Source organism: Peribacillus muralis (assembly GCF_001439925.1).
In the GTDB taxonomy this organism is placed as follows: Bacteria; Bacillota; Bacilli; order Bacillales; family DSM-1321; genus Peribacillus; species Peribacillus muralis.
The window spans coordinates 161,640-179,495 of sequence record NZ_LMBV01000001.1 but is presented as its reverse complement, the minus strand read 5'-3'; the positions used below and the strand labels follow the sequence as shown (position 1 = coordinate 179,495).

The window sequence follows — 17,856 nt, the reverse complement described above, 5'->3', positions numbered from 1 at the left end:
TGACGGACGATCGAATTTCTCGATGTTCACCTATAACCGAATGGGGGAAATTCACTGGCAGCGTGGACCGAGGGGCATTTTGACAAATTCCCCCTTTTTCTAAAATGGTCCTTTACACTCATCTTAGGTAGCTTACATACGAACGCACAATGTAATCGCCCCAAAAATATGCCGTCAATGTTCCGAAAACGATGTACGGTCCGAATGGAATCACGGTTTTCTTTTTTAGAACGCCGCTGAGCATCCCGATGATGCCAAAAAATGCACCATAAAAGCAGGCAAACAGCAAGGATAATAGCACTAGTTTCGTACCCAGCGCAAAGCCGATCACGGCAAACAGTTTGATATCCCCGCCACCCATGCCGCCCTTGCTCACTACGGCGATCAAGAGCAGGAGGGCGAAGCCGATTGCCGCCCCAGCTAGCGAATCCCACCAGAGAGACAGCGGGAAAGATACTCTCAAAGCAATAAAAAGCACCATAAAGAAGATCAGGATTTTATCAGGTATGAGCATGTAGATGACATCGGACACAAAGATGATCATGAATAACGAAATCAATGTCCAGCAAATGAAAAGCTCGCCCGACCAGCCCAGGAATATCGGAGCTGAGACGAATAATATGCCTGTCAGCATTTCCACGATCGGGTAAAGAGGGGATATCCTAGCTTCACAGCCCCGGCATTTTGCACCTTGCACTACATAGGAAATCACAGGAATCAACTCGAAGAATGTCAAGGTACGCCCACAGGAGGGGCAAGCGGAGCGACGGTTCACAAATGGTTGACTTACTGGAACACTTAAACCGACGACATTAAAAAACGAGCCTAAGATCAAGCCAAGTACGAGGAGATAAATATGGATAGCCATCATTTATGTAACGTGTACTTCCGAATTACTGGATTCCCAAAACTCATTCTTACAAAATCCTTCACCCGCATGGCCCATTCTTTTGCCAGGACAATAACCTCACGACAATCACTACGGTTATTCATCGTCATTCATCCTCCCGTATTTTATCTTCATGCCTGCTCTTTCAGTAAACTTCTCACATTCTCTGTCGATTCGATTCAGCTAGGAACAATTTATAAGCCTATTTTAACAAATAAACGTGGATTTGGTTGCTAAAAAACGTGATGAAGGGCGATGAAAAGCCAGATTCGTTTCTTTGTTGCTGCCCATATTGCCTACAAGCCAACAGACAGGAATGCCCTCACAAGTGAAAGGAAATGCAGGGACCCGGCGATGACAAGAACCTCCTTATTCCCTGTTTTCCGTTTTCCCTCCGTAATTGCCTCCTGCCAATTCTTGATTAACCGTTTATTGTCGTGATGAGATGCTTCATAAAGCGTCTGCGCATCCGCCGCCCGATCATGGACAAATTCGGTAATGATGATTTCAAGCGCATTTCCTTCAAGGTCACGAAGCATCTGAGCATAATTTTTATCCTTAAATGAGCTGAAAACGAATCGGTACTTATATTCAGGGTAATGCACCTTCAGCGTATCAATGAGTGCCTCGATGCCTGCAGGATTATGGGCACCATCAAGGATCACCAAAGGTTCATTGGATACCTTTTCAAACCGGCCATCCCATTTCGCTTCCGCTATCCCTTTGCGAATGCTTTTTTCATCGATATGCTCCATGGCAATTAAGACAGCAGCAATGGCTAATGCTGCATTCTCGATTTGATGGTATCCTAACATGTTCATTTCTATATGTTCGATAGTCTTATTTCCAAGTGAAAACGAGAAGCTTTGTCTGCTTTCGCTTTTCTTGACATCTGCTAAATGAAAATCCTTGCCTACTAGGTAATATGGGGCGCCGACTGCATCCGCCTTTGCTTCGATCACGTCGGCCGGTTCTTTCGCCGTCACTCCGCTTATGACTCCTGCCCCGGTCTTGATGATGCCCGCCTTCTCTGAAGCGATTTCCGCTAAGGTGTCACCGAGGATATTCGTATGCTCCAATGATATCGAGGTAATGATCGAAAGTAACGGCTTGATGACATTGGTTGTATCGAGCCTGCCTCCAAGTCCCGTTTCCATTAAAACTACATCGACTTCCTTTTTGCTAAAATAAGAGAACGCCATCGCTGTCAATATTTCGAATTGGGTGGGACCATTCCCTGCCTGATCCATCTCTTCGATGAACGGCCCAAGTTCACGGAACACAGCAATGAAATCGTTATCGCTAATTTCATCTGCATTTATCTTTAGCTGCTCATTCATGCGTATTAAATAGGGAGATGTGAAGGAAGCCACCTTGCCTCCTCCTTCTGCCATCAAAATTTCCTTAATATACTGAAGTGTTGAGCCTTTCCCATTCGAACCCGCAATATGAATATATGTTAGCCCTTCATGCGGATTGCCTAGTTTACTTAATAGTGCCTCCATGCGTGACAGGCCAAAATTCATGCCTAATTGAACTTGGCGCCGTTCAAAAAAATGATTGATTTCGTTCATGGTCGTTGCCATTAATCATCGAGCCTCCTCTATCTTTATACCGCTCTTATGCGTTAAGATTATTTTATCAATATATGAACGATTAACCTAGATGAAAGGTAGTGTTATTTCATGAAAACTTCTGTGCTTCACTGTTGGATCGTCGTGAATGGCTATTTACAGCATGATAAATTTTCCAGATTGGCTTTGTTCATTAAAGAAGCGGCTGAAAGAAAAAAAATCAAGGCAACCTTAATCCGTAATTCAGATCTTATTCCCGTCATAGAAAAAGGGGTTCCATTACTTAAAGGAACGTCTGAAATGCTGCCGGATTTTGTGCTGTTCATGGATAAAGACATTCATTTGGCACACCATTTGGAATTGCTCGGCCTTCCGGTATATAACAGCAGTACCGCGATCGACATTTGCGACAGCAAAGCGAAAACGCATCAAGCCTTGGCAGGACATAACATACCGATGCCAAAGACTGTCTTCCCCCCTTTCACGTATGAGGGTATCAAAAGGGTAAATATGGATGTTTTTAAACAGATCGGGAGCGAACTTGGATTCCCGCTTATCGTCAAGGAGTCTTATGGTTCTTTTGGGGAACAAGTTTATTTGATCCAAACGGAGGAAGATCTGCTCAAGACGATCCTTCAGCTTGGCCACAAACCATTCATCATCCAGGAATTCATCAATCATAGTAAAGGCCGGGACATTCGTGTCAATGTCGTCGGCGATCAAGTCGTTGCTGCTATGCAACGCCATTCCGAGCATGACTTCCGAGCCAACATGACTGCTGGCGGCAGGGCTGAACCATACACTCCCACGAAGGAAGAGGCAAAGCTTGCGATCCGGTGTGCCAAGATTCTCGGTGCCTCATTTGCCGGCGTCGATTTATTGTTTGGTGAAGATGGTCCGCTTTTGTGCGAGGTGAATTCGAACTCGCATTTACTGAATATATATGAATGCACCGGCATCAACATCGCTGATAGCATGTTTGATTATATGTTGAACATATTAGGAAAAGGAAGTACTTCAGATGACAAAAAAAACAGGCTGGCTAATTTATAACCGCGAGGATGCCGTAAACAATAAAGGATACATAGAATGGATGCTGGACGAGGCCAGTAGACTCGATCTTGATTTGCATTTCTACCATCGTGAGGACCTACGGATCGGCCATCGCTTCAATGAATTATACGTGGAACATGTGCTCAAACCCATCACATTGCCAGCCTTCGCCATCGTGCGGACCATCGATCCTTTTTTCACGAGACAGCTGGAGCAAATGGGGATCGCTTGCTTTAACTCCTCTTTCGTATCGGAAATCGTGAATGACAAAGCGAAGACGCATCAATATTTGACTCCACTCGGAATTCCGATGGCTGATACCGTGTATTGCCAAGGTAGGCCGAGTGCTGATGATATGGACTTCCCCTTCATCGCTAAAGAAACTAATGGGCGCGGCGGGAAACAAGTATTTTTAATTCAGCACGCTAGAGATCTTGCCGAATTGAAAGACGGAAATTGGCTTGTCCAAAAACCTGGCTTATTCGGTAGAGATATCCGCGTTTTTGTAATCGGTAACGAAGTGAAGGCTGCCGTGCTCCGCGAATCAGCTTCCAGCTTCAAGGCGAATTATACGTTAGGCGGGACAGCATCCTTATACGAGCTGACTGCATCCGATTTAGTTCTTGTTGAAAGAGTAATGGAAGCGTTCGATTTTGGCCTGGTCGGAATCGATTTCATCTTTGCCGAAGACGGCAGCTTGATGCTCAATGAAATCGAGGATGTTGTCGGCAGCAGGACGTTAAGTGCCCTTAGCGACTTGAATATCGTAAGAGAGTACCTCACATTCATAAATGAAAGAATCTCTGCCTCCATTTAGGACGTAAAAAGGATGAACCCAGCAAAAGCTGAGTTCATCCTTTTTTTATTTTACAGTTGTTTCAGTTCATTGATCCGGTGAATCACCGAGTCGCGTTTATCGCTATAGTCTTTTTCTTTGGCACGTTCTTCTTCGATGACGCTCGCTGGCGCCTTTTTCACGAAGCCCTCGTTGCCTAATTTTTTCTGTACGCGTTCCACTTCTTTATTAAGTTTGTCGAGTTCCTTTTCAAGACGTTTCACTTCTTCGTCGATATTGATCAGCCCTGTCAGCGGAAGGATCAACTCCACTCCGGTTACGACAGCCGTCATCGCCTGAGCCGGCTCTTCGACTTCCATGCCGATCGTCAATTGTTCAGGATTACAGAAACGCTCGATATAGCTGCTGTTTTTCTGCAATGTGCCTAAGATTGATTCGTCCTTCGCTTTTAAAATCAAATTGATTTTCTTGCTGAGCGGCGTGTTCACCTCAGCACGGATGTTACGGACGGAGCGGATGATTTCAACAAGCAGCTTCATTTCCTCGGCTGCAGCCGTATCCGTCAATTCTTCGTTCACTTCCGGCCAAGCGGCTACCGTGATCGACTCTCCTTGATGAGGAAGGTTCTGCCAGATTTCCTCAGTGATGAATGGCATGAACGGGTGTAACAATCTCATCGTGTTATCTAGCACGTAGGCCAAGATTGAGCGCGTCGTTTTCTTTGCCGCTTCATCTTCACCGTATAATGGAAGCTTCGCCATTTCAATATACCAATCACAGAAGTCATCCCAAATGAAGTTATAAAGCACACGGCCGACTTCACCGAATTCATAACGGTCCGCAAGTCTCGTCACGTTCGTGATCGTTTCATTCAAACGAGTCAAAATCCATTTATCGGCTACTGATTTTTCACCGCTTAAATCGATTTCATCGTACGTCATGCCGTTCATGTTCATCAAAGCAAACCGCGATGCGTTCCAAATCTTATTGGAGAAGTTCCAAACCGCTTCCACTTTTTCGGTACTGTAACGAAGGTCCTGACCTGGTGAGCTGCCGGTGGATAAGAAGTAACGTAAGGAATCGGCGCCGTATTGATCGATGACATCCATCGGATCAACACCATTGCCAAGCGATTTACTCATTTTGCGTCCCTGTTCGTCGCGAACAAGACCGTGAATCAACACATCTTCAAAAGGACGTTCACCCGTAAACTCAAGAGCTTGGAAAATCATCCGCGATACCCAGAAGAAAATGATATCGTAGCCAGTCACAAGCGCCCCGGTTGGGTAGTATCGTTTGAAATCGATACTGTCCGCATCAGGCCAGCCCATAGTCGAGAACGGCCATAAAGCCGAGCTGAACCATGTGTCGAGAACGTCTGTATCTTGTTCCCAGTTCTCCGCATCCGCAGGCTCTTCATGTCCTACATATACTTCGCCAGTTTCTTTATGGTACCAGGCTGGAATGCGGTGGCCCCACCATAGCTGACGGGAAATGCACCAGTCACGAATGTTTTCCATCCAGTGCAGATACGTTTTTTCGAAACGATCTGGAACGAAATGGACTTTTTCATCATCGGAACCTTTTTGAAGCTCAACCGATGCATCAGCCAGTGGCTGCATTTTAACGAACCATTGCGTTGAAAGATAGGGCTCGACAACTGCTCCGCTTCTTTCTGAATGTCCGACTGAGTGCAGGTGATCTTCGATTTTGAATAGTACTCCTTCTTCCTGAAGATCTTTGACGATTTGTTTACGGCAGTCAAAACGATCCATACCATCATATTTTCCGGCTTTTTCATTCATGGAGCCATCTTCATTCATGACAAGGATTCGTTCCAGATTGTGACGATTCCCGATTTCAAAGTCATTCGGATCATGAGCCGGTGTAATTTTCACCGCACCGGAACCGAATTCCATATCGACATAATCATCACCGACAATCGGGATTTCCCGGCCAGTAATTGGCAGGCGAACCATTTTGCCGATCAAGTGTTTATACCGATCATCTTCAGGGTGTACAGCAACCGCCGTATCGCCAAGCATCGTTTCCGGACGGGTCGTCGCTATTTCAATTTCACCTGATCCGTCTACTAACGGATATTTCATATGGTAAAACGCACCTTGAACATCTTTGTAAATGACCTCAATATCCGATAACGCCGTTTTCGTTGATGGGTCCCAGTTGATGATGTATTCGCCGCGGTAAATCAAGTTCTTATTATAAAGGGAAACGAAAACTTCGCGGACCGCTTTTGAAAGCCCCTCATCAAGCGTGAAACGTTCACGGGAATAATCAAGCCCAAGCCCAAGCTTTGCCCACTGTTCACGGATATGGCTCGCATATTCTTCCTTCCATTTCCATGTTTCTTCAACGAACTTTTCACGACCAAGGTCATAACGGCTTACGCCTTCGGCACGAAGTTTCTGTTCAACTTTCGCTTGAGTGGCGATACCGGCATGGTCCATACCCGGCAACCATAAAACATCAAAGCCCTGCATCCTTTTCATGCGTGTTAATATATCTTGAAGTGTCGTATCCCAAGCGTGGCCAAGATGCAGCTTGCCTGTCACGTTCGGTGGCGGGATGACAATCGTATAAGGTTCTTTCTTATCGTCACCTGTCGTTTCGAAAAACTTTCCATCAAGCCACCATTTGTAGCGGCCTTTCTCTATCGTCTGCGGATCATATTTAGTCGGCATCGAAATTTGGTTCTCTTCCATATCTTTTCCTCCTTTTTGGGCATAAAAAAAACTTCCATCATCTTAAAAGGACGAAGGAAGTTGTTCGCGGTGCCACCTTTTTTCCGAAAAAGAAAAGTTTCTCTTTCGGCTCTCAAAACGGATAACGGCTCTTCACCGGCCTTCGCTACTAAAGATCTTTCACGAAAACTGCTCGCGGACGACTTCGGATGCTGCTACCTGGAAACCTCCCACCAATTGGCTTCCTCTCTGAAAAGTGCATTTCATCTTACTATTTCCGGTCTTAGCATTGATTTTTATTCATATGTAAAATCATTGAATGCATATAGTATATAGTACAAAAAATATAGGGCTACAGTCAATCATCTTTTCATTCACTTTATTTAAGAAACAGGTCACTTCCTATATTCCATCCGTTGGCCCTGCCTCTTTCTTCATAGTATCCTCCTATAATGATCACTGTGACGTCTTTCTCACCTTTTCCACTAACGACCCATAAAGTATAAGAAGTCCTAAAAAGGAAGGTAATAAATATGAAGCGAAGATATACTCCCTATACTTTACCACCTTGGATGAAAAGATTCCGCGGTGTTTGCCAGCAGTTCATCGTTCCCTTCATCGTATTCCAAGGAATACGGACCCTGATTTTCCCGACTTTCTTTGATATGCTGCTGTTGGTCGCATTCATTTTCCTGGCCATGTCCTTCTATTTCGAATGGATTTAATTATTCCCTGACAGCAAAAAAATATACATGACTGGAGATGATCCAATCATGTATATTTAGCTTGAGGGTGATTGTTCTTCTTTGGCAGCCTCGGCAGCCGCTTTTTTCTGCTGTTCGATTTCCTCGATTTTCATCACCATATATTCAATGTTCTTCAGTAACCAGAATTGACGCTGCAGTTGGGTGACATGATCCAGTTCTGAACGCTGCGACCTGCCGTCCGAATATCCCTTCACCAATTCCAAAGCAGACCCAGGAAAAGCAAGATAGCTTTGCATGAGCAGCAATTCTTCTTCCTTCAGCGGAAAATAGCGCATGTAGTTATATAGCCAGTCAACGCAGTCGTCACATTGAACGGGATAGGTCCTCGCCGACTTAACGAGAAAAGGCAATAAATCGAAATGAGGCGGCGCCGTATTCGAATTCTCGAAATTGATGAAATACCCGTATCCGCGTTCATCATAAACGAAATGCTTAAGGGAAATCTTCCCATGAGTAACCACGGTTCGCACTTTTTCACTTTCCTTCGTTTTTTCATACCACGTTTCAAACTTCTTAATCGAGTACTTCAGTGCTTGTGACATATCAGTGAAGAACGAACATACCGTCATTTCGAACGGTGACATATACCATTTCTTTTCACAACTGACAATATACTCATCGATAAAGTCCTTCTCATTGTTCCAGGCATCAAGCGTCCGCTCATAATGAGCTTCCCTTTCTTCCATGTCCGCTTGTATTTCTTTTACGGTCAGCGTATGCATTCGGGCAAGCTCCCTGAACATTTGCTTATGCTTTTCATCACGCTCCCCATCTTTTTCATTGTTCAACCAGGGCATCAGGTAATACAACCGGCCATTATGGAGGACGGCATAACGTTGATCCATCGTTTGATAGATGGGAACGATCCGATTATAACCGCGATGATATAGCTTTTGGACATTTTTAATAAAATCAATGCCATTATGCGGCACTATCGATTTCAAAGCAAACGTACCTCGATCACTGTATACTTTCTTCACCCGTCCGAAATCCTCAACATATTGTACATAAAGGGCATATTCCTTCAAGACGGTTTCCGTGTCCCGATCCCGATTAACCGACTGCTGATTCTCGTTTTCCCTCACGAGACTCACTCACCTTCTCTAAAAAAACTAATACTAGACCGTCACCTTAGTAAAAAACAGGAGCAGGCCATTTATATGCTCTGCTCGCTGTCATGGTTAATTTTTATAGGCAACCGCCTTCGGTATATAGATGACTTGACCTTCCTCGACATGTGTACTCGATTCCAGTTCATTACCAAAAAGAATGGATTGAACCGTTACATCATATCGCTGGGCCAAATCTTCGAGCGTTTCCCCGTGCTGAACAATACATACCTTCATCCTTACTAGTTCTTCTTCTTGTTTTCTGCCGAATAAATGCATGATGGAAGACTGCTTTTCCCCTTGATCAACCGCTTCTTTTTCATCGCGTTCGGCGGCTTGCTTCCTGCCTTTATAACTTTTCGCTTCCTTGGCTTGCGGTTCCGTTCTTTCTCTTTCTTTGAATAAGTCGCTTATCGACGAATTAGGCTCATATTCCTCTTCGACCTTCACCTGTTCGTTAAGAATCGGTCCTGCGGCAATCGCGTCATCATCTTCCTGCCGCTCACCCTCGGTCTTGAAACGTGACACTGGGCCGCTGGTAACCGGAATGCTTTGATGAGCGCTAGCTTGCTCCTGTGCTTCCTCCGCTTTCAAGGACTCTCTTGGCGTTTCCCCTATCGGTTTTTCCTGCCTGCTCGGTTTCTCTTCTTGAATGAATGATACAGGTTCCTCGAATCCATGTTGTTCACTTTCATCTTGTTTGTCTTCCTTTCTGCTATATTCCGCCTCCCACTCCTCTTCTTCAGGATAAGGTGAAACCGGAATATCAAAAACAGGAGCATTGTGCTGATCGCTTAAATAAATCGGCTCTTCTTCTTCCTCTTCGTCAGCTTCAGCTACCCGTTTTGCCTCTGCAGAAAATGGGGTATATAACTCATCTTCCTCCTCATCACGAAAAACAGGCTGAAAATCCGGAATTGGCGGCATGCCAGCCACATAGGGAATGTAAGACTCATTTTCTCCATCCGTTTCTTCCTGTTTCTCCACTTCCCCTACTTCCTGTTCCGTATCGAACCTCTCTCCCACATATGAATCATTATATATCCCCGTTATCAACAGATCCGCCTGCAATTTCAAGCAGTTATGTTCAGGCAAAGCATAGTCAAAGCTTTGGATTGAGACATCGATTTCCTCCAATGAGGCAATCCGATTAGTAGGAATCGTTATATCAACCGGAAAACGGTGTGTGAACTCATTTAGTCCATTGAGATGCCTCTCGACCTTCTGCACGGCTTTGGGCAAAAAGGTTTGCGAAAACTCATCTTGTTCACCATTTTGCGAATCCTTGTATTCACCGCATAGATCTAACGAGCCTCGTATAAAAACATATTGATCACTCTCTTGAATCGTCACGTTCGGGTCCAAGGAAATCGAATAAAGCTCAGCCACTTCCTGTCCCTTCTGGAACCAAACGGATTCCTCTAAAGAAAATCGCAAATACGATTCATTTTCTTGCGACAAAACAACTCCTCCTTTCAACTTCAGAAACGGTACATATACCAATAACAATGTATGAGGGCAGACCATCGAATATTACTTAATTTCAGTGAAACCATCTTGTCCTCCTATTGCTGAGCCTATTAAACATCTAATCCTGCCGAGAGTCATTTAATTCAGCTTACTTTCACTTTTTCCGACCTACAATCACGTTTATTCAACCGAAAGCCCCTTTAATTCAACCTACTTTCACTTTTATTCGACCGAAATACATTTTTTTCGACTTACAGCCACTTTAATTCGACCTATACACATTTAATTCGACCTTCAACCACTTTTATTCGGCCGGAATCTTTTTAATTCGGCCTACAACCACTTTTATTCGGCTATAATCTATTTAATTCAGCCGACAACCACTTTTATTCGGCCGAGGCCCATTTAATCAGCCCAGTTTCAATACAAAAAAAAATCAGGCTAGCTTTCTCCAATAGTGTTTGGAAAAGGTAGCCTGATTTTTTATTCACGTCATTTTTTTAATTTCGCAAAGGCCTGTTCTGCCGCCATGATGGTTTTTTCGATATCTTCATCACTATGTGCGGTCGATAGGAATAAGCCTTCAAACTGGGACGGAGGCAGGTAGATGCCCTGGTTTGCCATTTCCCGATAGTAGGAAGCAAAGAATTCCAGATCGGATGTTTTGGCAGTATCGTAGTTGATGACTTCTTCATTCGTAAAGAATAGACCAATCATCGAGCCTGCCCGGTTGAAAGTATGCGGTACCCCATACTTTTCGGCTGCTTCGCCAATGCCTTTTTCAAGCATATCGCCTTTGCGGGTGAATTCTTGATAAGATTCTGGAGTCAATTGGCTCAATGTTTCAAGGCCGGCAGTCATAGCCAGCGGGTTTCCTGACAATGTGCCCGCTTGATAAATCGTTCCGCTCGGAGCAATTCGTTCCATGAATTCACGTTTGCCGCCGAATGCTCCTACCGGTAGGCCACCGCCAATAACTTTTCCTAGACAGGTAAGGTCGGGCGCGATGCCAAAATATCCTTGGGCACAATTATAGCCGACACGGAAGCCTGTCATCACTTCGTCGAAGATCAGAAGGGCACCATATTGGGTGGTCACTTCTCGTAAGCCTTCGAGGAATCCATGCTGTGGCGGAACGACGCCCATGTTCCCGGCAACCGGCTCGACGATGATGCAGGCGATATCTTCGCCGAATTGTTCAAATGCATATTTTGTTGCTGCAAGATCATTGTATGGTACGGTAATCGTATTTTTCGCAATGCCTTCCGGTACTCCGGGGCTATCCGGCAACCCTAATGTGGCAACGCCGGAACCTGCTTTGATTAACAGGGAATCGCCATGACCATGATAAGAGCCCTCGAATTTGAGGATTTTATCCCGGCCGGTAATGCCTCGTGCCAACCTTAAGGCACTCATGGTCGCTTCCGTCCCTGAAGATACCATCCGAATCATCTCGATCGAAGGCACCCGTTCAATGACCAGCTTAGCCAGTTCATTCTCGATAAGCGTAGACGTTCCAAAGCTTGTACCGGTTTCCGCTACCTTTTTCAATGCTTCAACGACACGGTCGTTCGTGTGACCGAGGATAAGCGGTCCCCAAGAAAGAACATAGTCGATATATTCATTAGCATCGATATCATACATTTTTGAGCCTTTGCCCCGCTCCATGAAAATGGGGTCCATGTCCACAGATTTGAAGGCACGTACCGGGCTGTTCACTCCGCCTGGCATCAAATTTATTGCTTCGGAAAACGCTTTTTTCGATTTTTCATATGACCGCATGATTCAATCCCCTTTTCCGTTACCGTTTTTTTATTATCTTTGTTGATCTTCGTCCATCCACCGTGCAACATCTTTTGAGAAGTACGTGATGATCAAGTCGGAACCTGCACGTTTCAAGCCTGTCAGCATTTCCATAACGATCGCTTTTTCATCAATCCAGCCATTTTGGGCCGCTGCCTTGACCATTGAATATTCACCGCTGACATTGTAGGAAACAACAGGGAGATTGAAATTATTTTTTACATCCCGGATGATGTCCATGTATGCGAGTGCCGGTTTTACGATTAGGAAATCCGCGCCTTCAGCCACATCGGATTCCGCTTCACGGAATGCTTCGAGACGATTGGCAGGATCCATTTGGTATGTTTTCCTGTCGCCAAATTGCGGCGCACCATTCGCAGCATCACGAAATGGACCGTAAAAAGCAGAAGCATATTTCACCGCATAGGACATGATCGGAATATCTTCAAATCCGGCTTCATCCAATCCTGCGCGGATGGCTGCCACGAACCCGTCCATCATATTGGAAGGGGCAATGATATCTGCGCCGGCCTCAGCCTGGCTGATTGCCGTTTTGGCAAGAAGGTCAAGGGAAGCGTCATTGAGAATTTTTTCCCCTTCAACGACCCCGCAATGACCGTGGCTTGTATACTCACAAAGACAAGTGTCAGCAATGACGATCACTTCTGGATATTGTTTTTTGATAAGGCGGGTTGCTTCTTGCACGAGTCCGTTATGGTGAAACGCCCCTGTGCCATGCTCGTCTTTATCATGTTCAAAGGGAACACCGAATAAAATGACCGATTTAATGCCAAGACTGACGACTTCATCCATTTCCGCTGCCAAATTATCCATGGAGAGCTGATAGATGCCCGGCATCGAGTTAATTTCATTTTTCACCTGTTCACCATCAATGACGAAGATGGGATAAATCAAATCCTCTTTATGCAGGTGTGTTTCTCGGACCAAAGCCCTCATGCCTGCACTTGCACGCAAGCGGCGATGGCGATTGAATGGAATGTTTTTCATTGTAAAGTTCCTCCCTTAGTATTTCGTGTCATGATGAAGTGTATGATATCCGCAACCATGGCGTCCGTCGTGTAAACATCCGGACACACGTCTACCGATAAACCATGTCTAACGGCCGTTTTAGCGGCAATCGGACCGATGCAGGCGATGATGATCGAATCTATGTATGTACCTAATTCGTGGCGTTCGATGACCTGCAGGAAATGGTTGACCGTCGAAGAACTCGTAAAGGTTATGATGTCAATGGCATGATTCTTTATAAGATGAACGAGTTCTTTTTCGCTGCTTGCGGGAAGTACCGTATGGTAGATGATCACTTCATCACCTATTGACCCGGCTTCATTAATTGCCTCGGCAATGACGGACCTGGCGAGGTTCCCCTTCGCCAGCAGCACGCGAGTTCCCGATTCCAGTAAGGGAATGAACTCCGAAACGAAGCCTTCAGCGACATATTCGGACGGCATGAAATCCGCCTCATATCCGAATCGTTTCAGAGCCACTTCCGTTTTGGAACCGATCACTGCTATTTTCGGAAGCGTGATTGGCTGTTTACCGAGAAGCTTGAAGAAGTATTCCACCCCATTTTGACTCGTCAAGATGATCCAGTCATAGGTATGCAGCGCTTCTAACCGTTGTTGGACCTCCTCGATATGTTCAGGCAAGGTGAACTCTAGCAGGGGCACAAGAAGCGGCGTTCCGCCATTTTTTTCGATTGACGCTTTTAAACCATCAGCCTGTCCTTTCCCTCTGGTGATCAATACGTGATAATCTTTAAGAGGTTGGAAAGCAATCATTACTGATCGAGCTCCTCTTTTACGCGGTCGATCAACCCTTTACCGCCCATTTCACTGATTTTTTTGGCAGCTTCATGTCCAACTGCCACGGGATCAGTACCTTCGACCATTTCTTTGTAAATGACCTTTCCATCAGGGGAAGCGACCAATGCCGTCAAGGAAACGGAGCCATTATCCTTTGCGACTGCGAATCCGGCAATCGGCACTTGGCATCCGCCTTCCATTTTATCCAAGTATGCACGTTCCGCTTCGACGGTCCTTTTCGTTTTTTCACACGTTAATTTTGCAAGTTCCACGAGTAAATCTTTGTCGTCTTCACGGCATTCAATGGAAAGGGCACCTTGGCCAACGGCAGGAATGCAAATGTCTTCATCTAAAAATTCGGTAACGACATCCCGTTCCCATCCCATTCTTGAAAGTCCAGCTGCCGCTAAGATGATGGCATCATAATCTTCCGTTTTCAGCTTGTTCAAACGCGTATCGATATTACCGCGAATCCATTTAATTTCAAGGTCGGGTCTTCTCGCCAGAATCTGGGCACCACGGCGCAGGCTGCTTGTACCGATGATGGAGCCTGGCTTCAATTGAGATAAAGTTTCATGGTTTTTTGATATCAAGGCATCCCGGTGATCCTCACGTGGCGGTATGCAGCCGATCGTCAAGCCGGACGGAAGCACAGCAGGCATATCCTTCATGCTATGTACGGCCATATCGATTTCTTTATCCAACATCGCCTGTTCGATTTCTTTAACGAACAAGCCTTTGCCGCCTACCTTGGAAAGTGTTACATCAAGGATTTGGTCACCCTTCGTGACGATTTCCTTTACCTCGAACTCATAAGGAGCTCCAAGCTCTTTAAGTTGGGCAATCACCCAATTCGTTTGGGTGATTGCTAATTTACTTCGTCTAGAACCGACAATAATTTTTCTCATAGTTTCCTCCTAAGTATTCCAAAAGTGGAATGTTGAAAGGCTTCCGAAAAGGAAAAAGTTGATTAACACAATCATGAAGGATCCAATATTCAGAAACGCTAGTGTCCTTCCATACATTTGTTTCCGGATTTTCAAGTATAAAAACACACTATAGCCTACTAGCAATATAAACGAGCCGATAATCTTCATGTCCAGCCACGATACACCCGGTACTTTTATATAGGCCCACTGAATGCCGAGGATAAGCGAAACCACCAACAAGGGCACGCCTATTGCCGCAAGGACATAAGACATATGCTCGAGCTTTGTTAAATCACCGAGTCGAAGCAGCCGTTTTCCCCACTTCTTCCGCTTCAGAAGATCATATTGAATTAAGTAGAGTAAAGAAAACACGAAAGAAAGTGTAAACGCACCATAAGATAGAATGGCAAATGTAATATGTATGAGCAATAGCTCTGAAACGAGACGCTGTGCAAGAACTTGCGATTCTATCTGGACAGGTGCAAAAGTGTGGATGGCCATGACCATGAAGCCTAAAACATTCGTAAAAAAGACGGTAAAATCGACTCTTAACAATCGATTGATGATTAATGATAACGATACGAGAACCCATGCATAAAAGTATAAGCCTTCAAAAATCGTCAAAACCGGGAACCTTCCCGTTTTCCATACATACAGAAACAAAAAAATTGTTTGCAATACCCAAACAATAGAAAGCAACCAGAAAGCGACCTTGTTCGCCTTCTGGTCATTATTAAGGAAGTCCATAAAATATAAAAGCATACTGATGGCATACAACAATACAGTGACTTCATGCAATCTTGTCATTAGTAATTCCATATCTACCTCATTACTGGACAGGAACTGGATTTAGCATGGATGCCTTGGAGCCGTTCCATTCTTTTTCATCATCCGCTACTAGGTGGTCTTCTATCAATTCCTCCAAATGGAAGATTTTCACGAAGTTATTCAATTGCTCTTTAGCATTTGGCTCATCCGCCAGCTCTTTTGCATAAAGAATCGGATCTTTTAACATTTGATTGATGATGCTCTTCGTATGCTTGTTCAATACCTTTTTGTCACGCTCGCTTAAATGCGGAAGCTTTCTTTCGATGCTTTCCATCGTTTCCTTCTGAATCGAAAGCGATTTTTCCCGTAATGAAGAAATGACAGGAACCACACCAAGCAAATTAATCCATTGATTGAAGTCGACGATTTCGGATTCAATCATCATCTCTATTTTCTCGGCAGCTTTTCTACGCTCTTCGATATTCGCTTGTACGATACCTTCAAGATCGTCAATGTCATACAAAAAGACATTTTCCAGCTCGGCCAATTTTGGGTCGAGGTCACGCGGAACGGCGATATCGACCATGAAGATAGGACGGCCTTTGCGGAGCTTGTTCACGAATGTCATCATCTCTTTTGTTACGAGGAGCTCTTTCGACCCAGTGGAGGTGATTAAAATATCCGCTTCCACCAAAGCGCATTGCAGTTCTTGAAGCTGCTTCGCTTTGCCATTGAACCTCTCGGCCAAATCGACCGCTTTCTGAAAGGTCCGGTTAATGACCGTAATGCTCTCGGCACCATTGCTATGAAGATTCTGGATCGCCAGCTCTCCCATTTTACCGGCACCAAGAATCAAGACGTTCTTGCCGTTCAGACCTCCGAAGATTTTTTTGGCAAGCTCGACGGCCGCATAGCTGACGGAAACGGCATTCGTATTGATTTCCGTTTCTGAATGAGCTTTTTTTGCTAATGTAAGGGATTGCTTGAAGAGATGGTTAAAAACCGTACCAAGCGTATCTTCTTTTTGTGCCAACATATAGCTTGAGCGAACTTGTCCCAAAATCTGAGTTTCCCCAAGGATCATTGAATTCAAGCCGCACGTAACCGAAAATAAATGCTCGACGGCCCCATCGCCTTCATAAATAAACAGATATTTAGAAAATTCTTCTTTGTCGATGTTAAACCATTCCGAAAGAAATTCCTTAATATAATAACGGGTTGTATGAAGCTGGTCACCGACCGCAAATATTTCCGTTCTGTTACATGTTGAAATAATGACATTTTCCAAGATGCTTTTTTTATTTTTAAGAGCTTTCATTGCCTCGGCAAGTTCGGCTTCGTTAAACGACAGTTTTTCCCGAATTTCAACAGGGGCAGTTTTGTAATTTATACCAACCGCTAGAATATGCATCCTTTTGTTTTGCACCCCCAAAATTTTTCATGTAAATTTATTATACCATGTCCTAAAATGGATTCACGTAAATAATATGAACAGTTTATGAAAACATATGCTACCATGAAAAGACGGCTATAACGTAAAAATTGTTCCAGCAGTGATTTAAATGTTACATACATATTTCGACATTGTGTACAAAAGTACCATATCAAAAATGGCAAAAAACTTCAAGTAATCGAATTGAATAGGAGGATAACATGAAAACGCAACGTATTTTCCCTGGAATCGTTTTAATCGGTTTCGGTCTCTATTTCTTTCTTGAACATTCCCAAATCTTGATTTTCCCAGGCTTCTTTAGCTGGCCGACCCTATTATGTATAGTGGGTGCCGCCTTCTTGATTCAGGCTTATAGCGGCAATGAATATGAATCGATCCTGCCCGGCGTGATCTTGCTTGGGTTCGGGGCACATTTCCACATCGTAAAAAACCTGGAAATATGGCCAGATAATATAGGTATCTTTATTTTAATCATCTCACTGGGTTTTATACTCCGGGCCCGCAAAACAAATACCGGAATGTTTCATGGGTTGATATTGCTGATCATTTCGATTCTTTTCTTATTCTATGATAAAATCTCAACCTCTTTCGGAATGGTTGAGACAACCACGGCGAATATCGAAAGGTTCTGGCCATTTGCCTTAATGGCAATCGGCATCTATTTTTTGATTCGGAAGAAGTGAGTATGCTCCGATCCAGACGAAATTCATCATGAAA

General features: G+C 44.5%; 16 protein-coding genes and 1 other annotated feature. Of the genes, 4 read left to right on the top strand and 12 right to left on the bottom strand.

Going from position 1 to position 17,856, the window contains the following annotated elements:
* Nucleotides 1-118: 118 nt before the first annotated feature.
* The 3 genes from ASU00_RS00835 to ASU00_RS00830 form a co-directional block, all read right to left on the bottom strand.
* Entirely contained in the window at nt 119-871 is a 753-nt protein-coding gene (locus ASU00_RS00835; protein WP_057911553.1) for a prepilin peptidase, read from the bottom strand.
* A complete protein-coding gene (locus tag ASU00_RS26595) occupies nt 868-993 on the bottom strand; it encodes a hypothetical protein (protein ID WP_269085294.1) in 126 nt (41 codons plus the stop codon). Before ASU00_RS26595 ends, ASU00_RS00835 begins: the two co-directional genes overlap by 4 nt.
* 192 nt (nt 994-1,185) lie before the next feature.
* Nucleotides 1,186-2,475: a bifunctional folylpolyglutamate synthase/dihydrofolate synthase gene (locus ASU00_RS00830; RefSeq protein ID WP_057911552.1), complete on the bottom strand. Its 1,290-nt coding sequence runs from the start codon at nt 2,473-2,475 to the stop codon at nt 1,186-1,188.
* Nucleotides 2,476-2,574: 99 nt separating this feature from the next.
* Between ASU00_RS00830 and ASU00_RS00825 the strand changes: the two genes are divergently transcribed.
* Together ASU00_RS00825 and ASU00_RS00820 are read left to right on the top strand one after the other, a co-directional pair.
* Nucleotides 2,575-3,516: an ATP-grasp domain-containing protein gene (locus tag ASU00_RS00825; protein WP_082630096.1), complete on the top strand. Its 942-nt coding sequence runs from the start codon at nt 2,575-2,577 to the stop codon at nt 3,514-3,516.
* Entirely contained in the window at nt 3,485-4,333 is an 849-nt protein-coding gene (locus tag ASU00_RS00820; RefSeq protein ID WP_057911551.1) for an ATP-grasp domain-containing protein, read from the top strand. Before ASU00_RS00825 ends, ASU00_RS00820 begins: the two co-directional genes overlap by 32 nt.
* 50 nt (nt 4,334-4,383) lie before the next feature.
* Here the strand turns inward: ASU00_RS00820 and ASU00_RS00815 are convergent, their stop codons facing one another.
* Nucleotides 4,384-7,035, bottom strand: a complete 2,652-nt coding sequence (locus tag ASU00_RS00815; RefSeq protein ID WP_057911550.1) for a valine--tRNA ligase — start codon at nt 7,033-7,035, stop codon at nt 4,384-4,386.
* Between the two features lie 43 nt (nt 7,036-7,078).
* Nucleotides 7,079-7,308 (bottom strand) — a binding site (T-box leader).
* Between the two features lie 239 nt (nt 7,309-7,547).
* Between ASU00_RS00815 and ASU00_RS00805 the strand changes: the two genes are divergently transcribed.
* Nucleotides 7,548-7,739, top strand: a complete 192-nt coding sequence (locus ASU00_RS00805; protein ID WP_057911548.1) for a hypothetical protein — start codon at nt 7,548-7,550, stop codon at nt 7,737-7,739.
* Between the two features lie 56 nt (nt 7,740-7,795).
* Here ASU00_RS00805 and ysxE read toward each other — a convergent pair whose 3' ends face one another.
* The 8 genes from ysxE to hemA all read right to left on the bottom strand — a co-directional run bounded on the left by ysxE (nt 7,796) and on the right by hemA (nt 17,097).
* Entirely contained in the window at nt 7,796-8,866 is a 1,071-nt protein-coding gene (gene ysxE / locus ASU00_RS00800; protein ID WP_057911547.1) for a spore coat protein YsxE, read from the bottom strand.
* A 96-nt stretch (nt 8,867-8,962) separates the two neighbouring features.
* Nucleotides 8,963-10,351 carry a stage VI sporulation protein D gene (spoVID, locus tag ASU00_RS00795; protein WP_057911546.1) on the bottom strand — a complete coding sequence of 463 codons (1,389 nt, stop codon included), beginning with the start codon at nt 10,349-10,351 and terminating at the stop codon, nt 8,963-8,965.
* A 501-nt stretch (nt 10,352-10,852) separates the two neighbouring features.
* Nucleotides 10,853-12,142: a glutamate-1-semialdehyde 2,1-aminomutase gene (gene hemL, locus ASU00_RS00790; RefSeq protein WP_057911545.1), complete on the bottom strand. Its 1,290-nt coding sequence runs from the start codon at nt 12,140-12,142 to the stop codon at nt 10,853-10,855.
* A 33-nt stretch (nt 12,143-12,175) separates the two neighbouring features.
* Nucleotides 12,176-13,171: a porphobilinogen synthase gene (hemB, locus tag ASU00_RS00785; protein ID WP_057911544.1), complete on the bottom strand. Its 996-nt coding sequence runs from the start codon at nt 13,169-13,171 to the stop codon at nt 12,176-12,178.
* Nucleotides 13,168-13,965 carry a uroporphyrinogen-III synthase gene (locus ASU00_RS00780; protein ID WP_057911543.1) on the bottom strand — a complete coding sequence of 266 codons (798 nt, stop codon included), beginning with the start codon at nt 13,963-13,965 and terminating at the stop codon, nt 13,168-13,170. Before ASU00_RS00780 ends, hemB begins: the two co-directional genes overlap by 4 nt.
* The gene (hemC, locus tag ASU00_RS00775; protein ID WP_057911542.1) at nt 13,965-14,897 is read right to left on the bottom strand and encodes a hydroxymethylbilane synthase; all 933 of its coding nucleotides are present in this window, start codon (nt 14,895-14,897) and stop codon (nt 13,965-13,967) included. Before hemC ends, ASU00_RS00780 begins: the two co-directional genes overlap by 1 nt.
* Nucleotides 14,898-14,906: 9 nt before the next feature.
* Nucleotides 14,907-15,737: a cytochrome C assembly family protein gene (locus tag ASU00_RS00770; RefSeq protein ID WP_057911541.1), complete on the bottom strand. Its 831-nt coding sequence runs from the start codon at nt 15,735-15,737 to the stop codon at nt 14,907-14,909.
* A 10-nt stretch (nt 15,738-15,747) separates the two neighbouring features.
* Nucleotides 15,748-17,097 (bottom strand): glutamyl-tRNA reductase, encoded by a 1,350-nt coding sequence (hemA, locus tag ASU00_RS00765; RefSeq protein WP_057911540.1) that lies wholly within the window; start codon nt 17,095-17,097, stop codon nt 15,748-15,750.
* 242 nt (nt 17,098-17,339) lie between these two features.
* Here hemA and ASU00_RS00760 point away from each other — a divergent pair, with 242 nt between their 5' ends.
* Complete coding sequence (locus tag ASU00_RS00760; protein ID WP_057911539.1) at nt 17,340-17,822, top strand: LiaI-LiaF-like domain-containing protein; 483 nt, start codon at nt 17,340-17,342, stop codon at nt 17,820-17,822.
* Nucleotides 17,823-17,856: the final 34 nt, after the last annotated feature.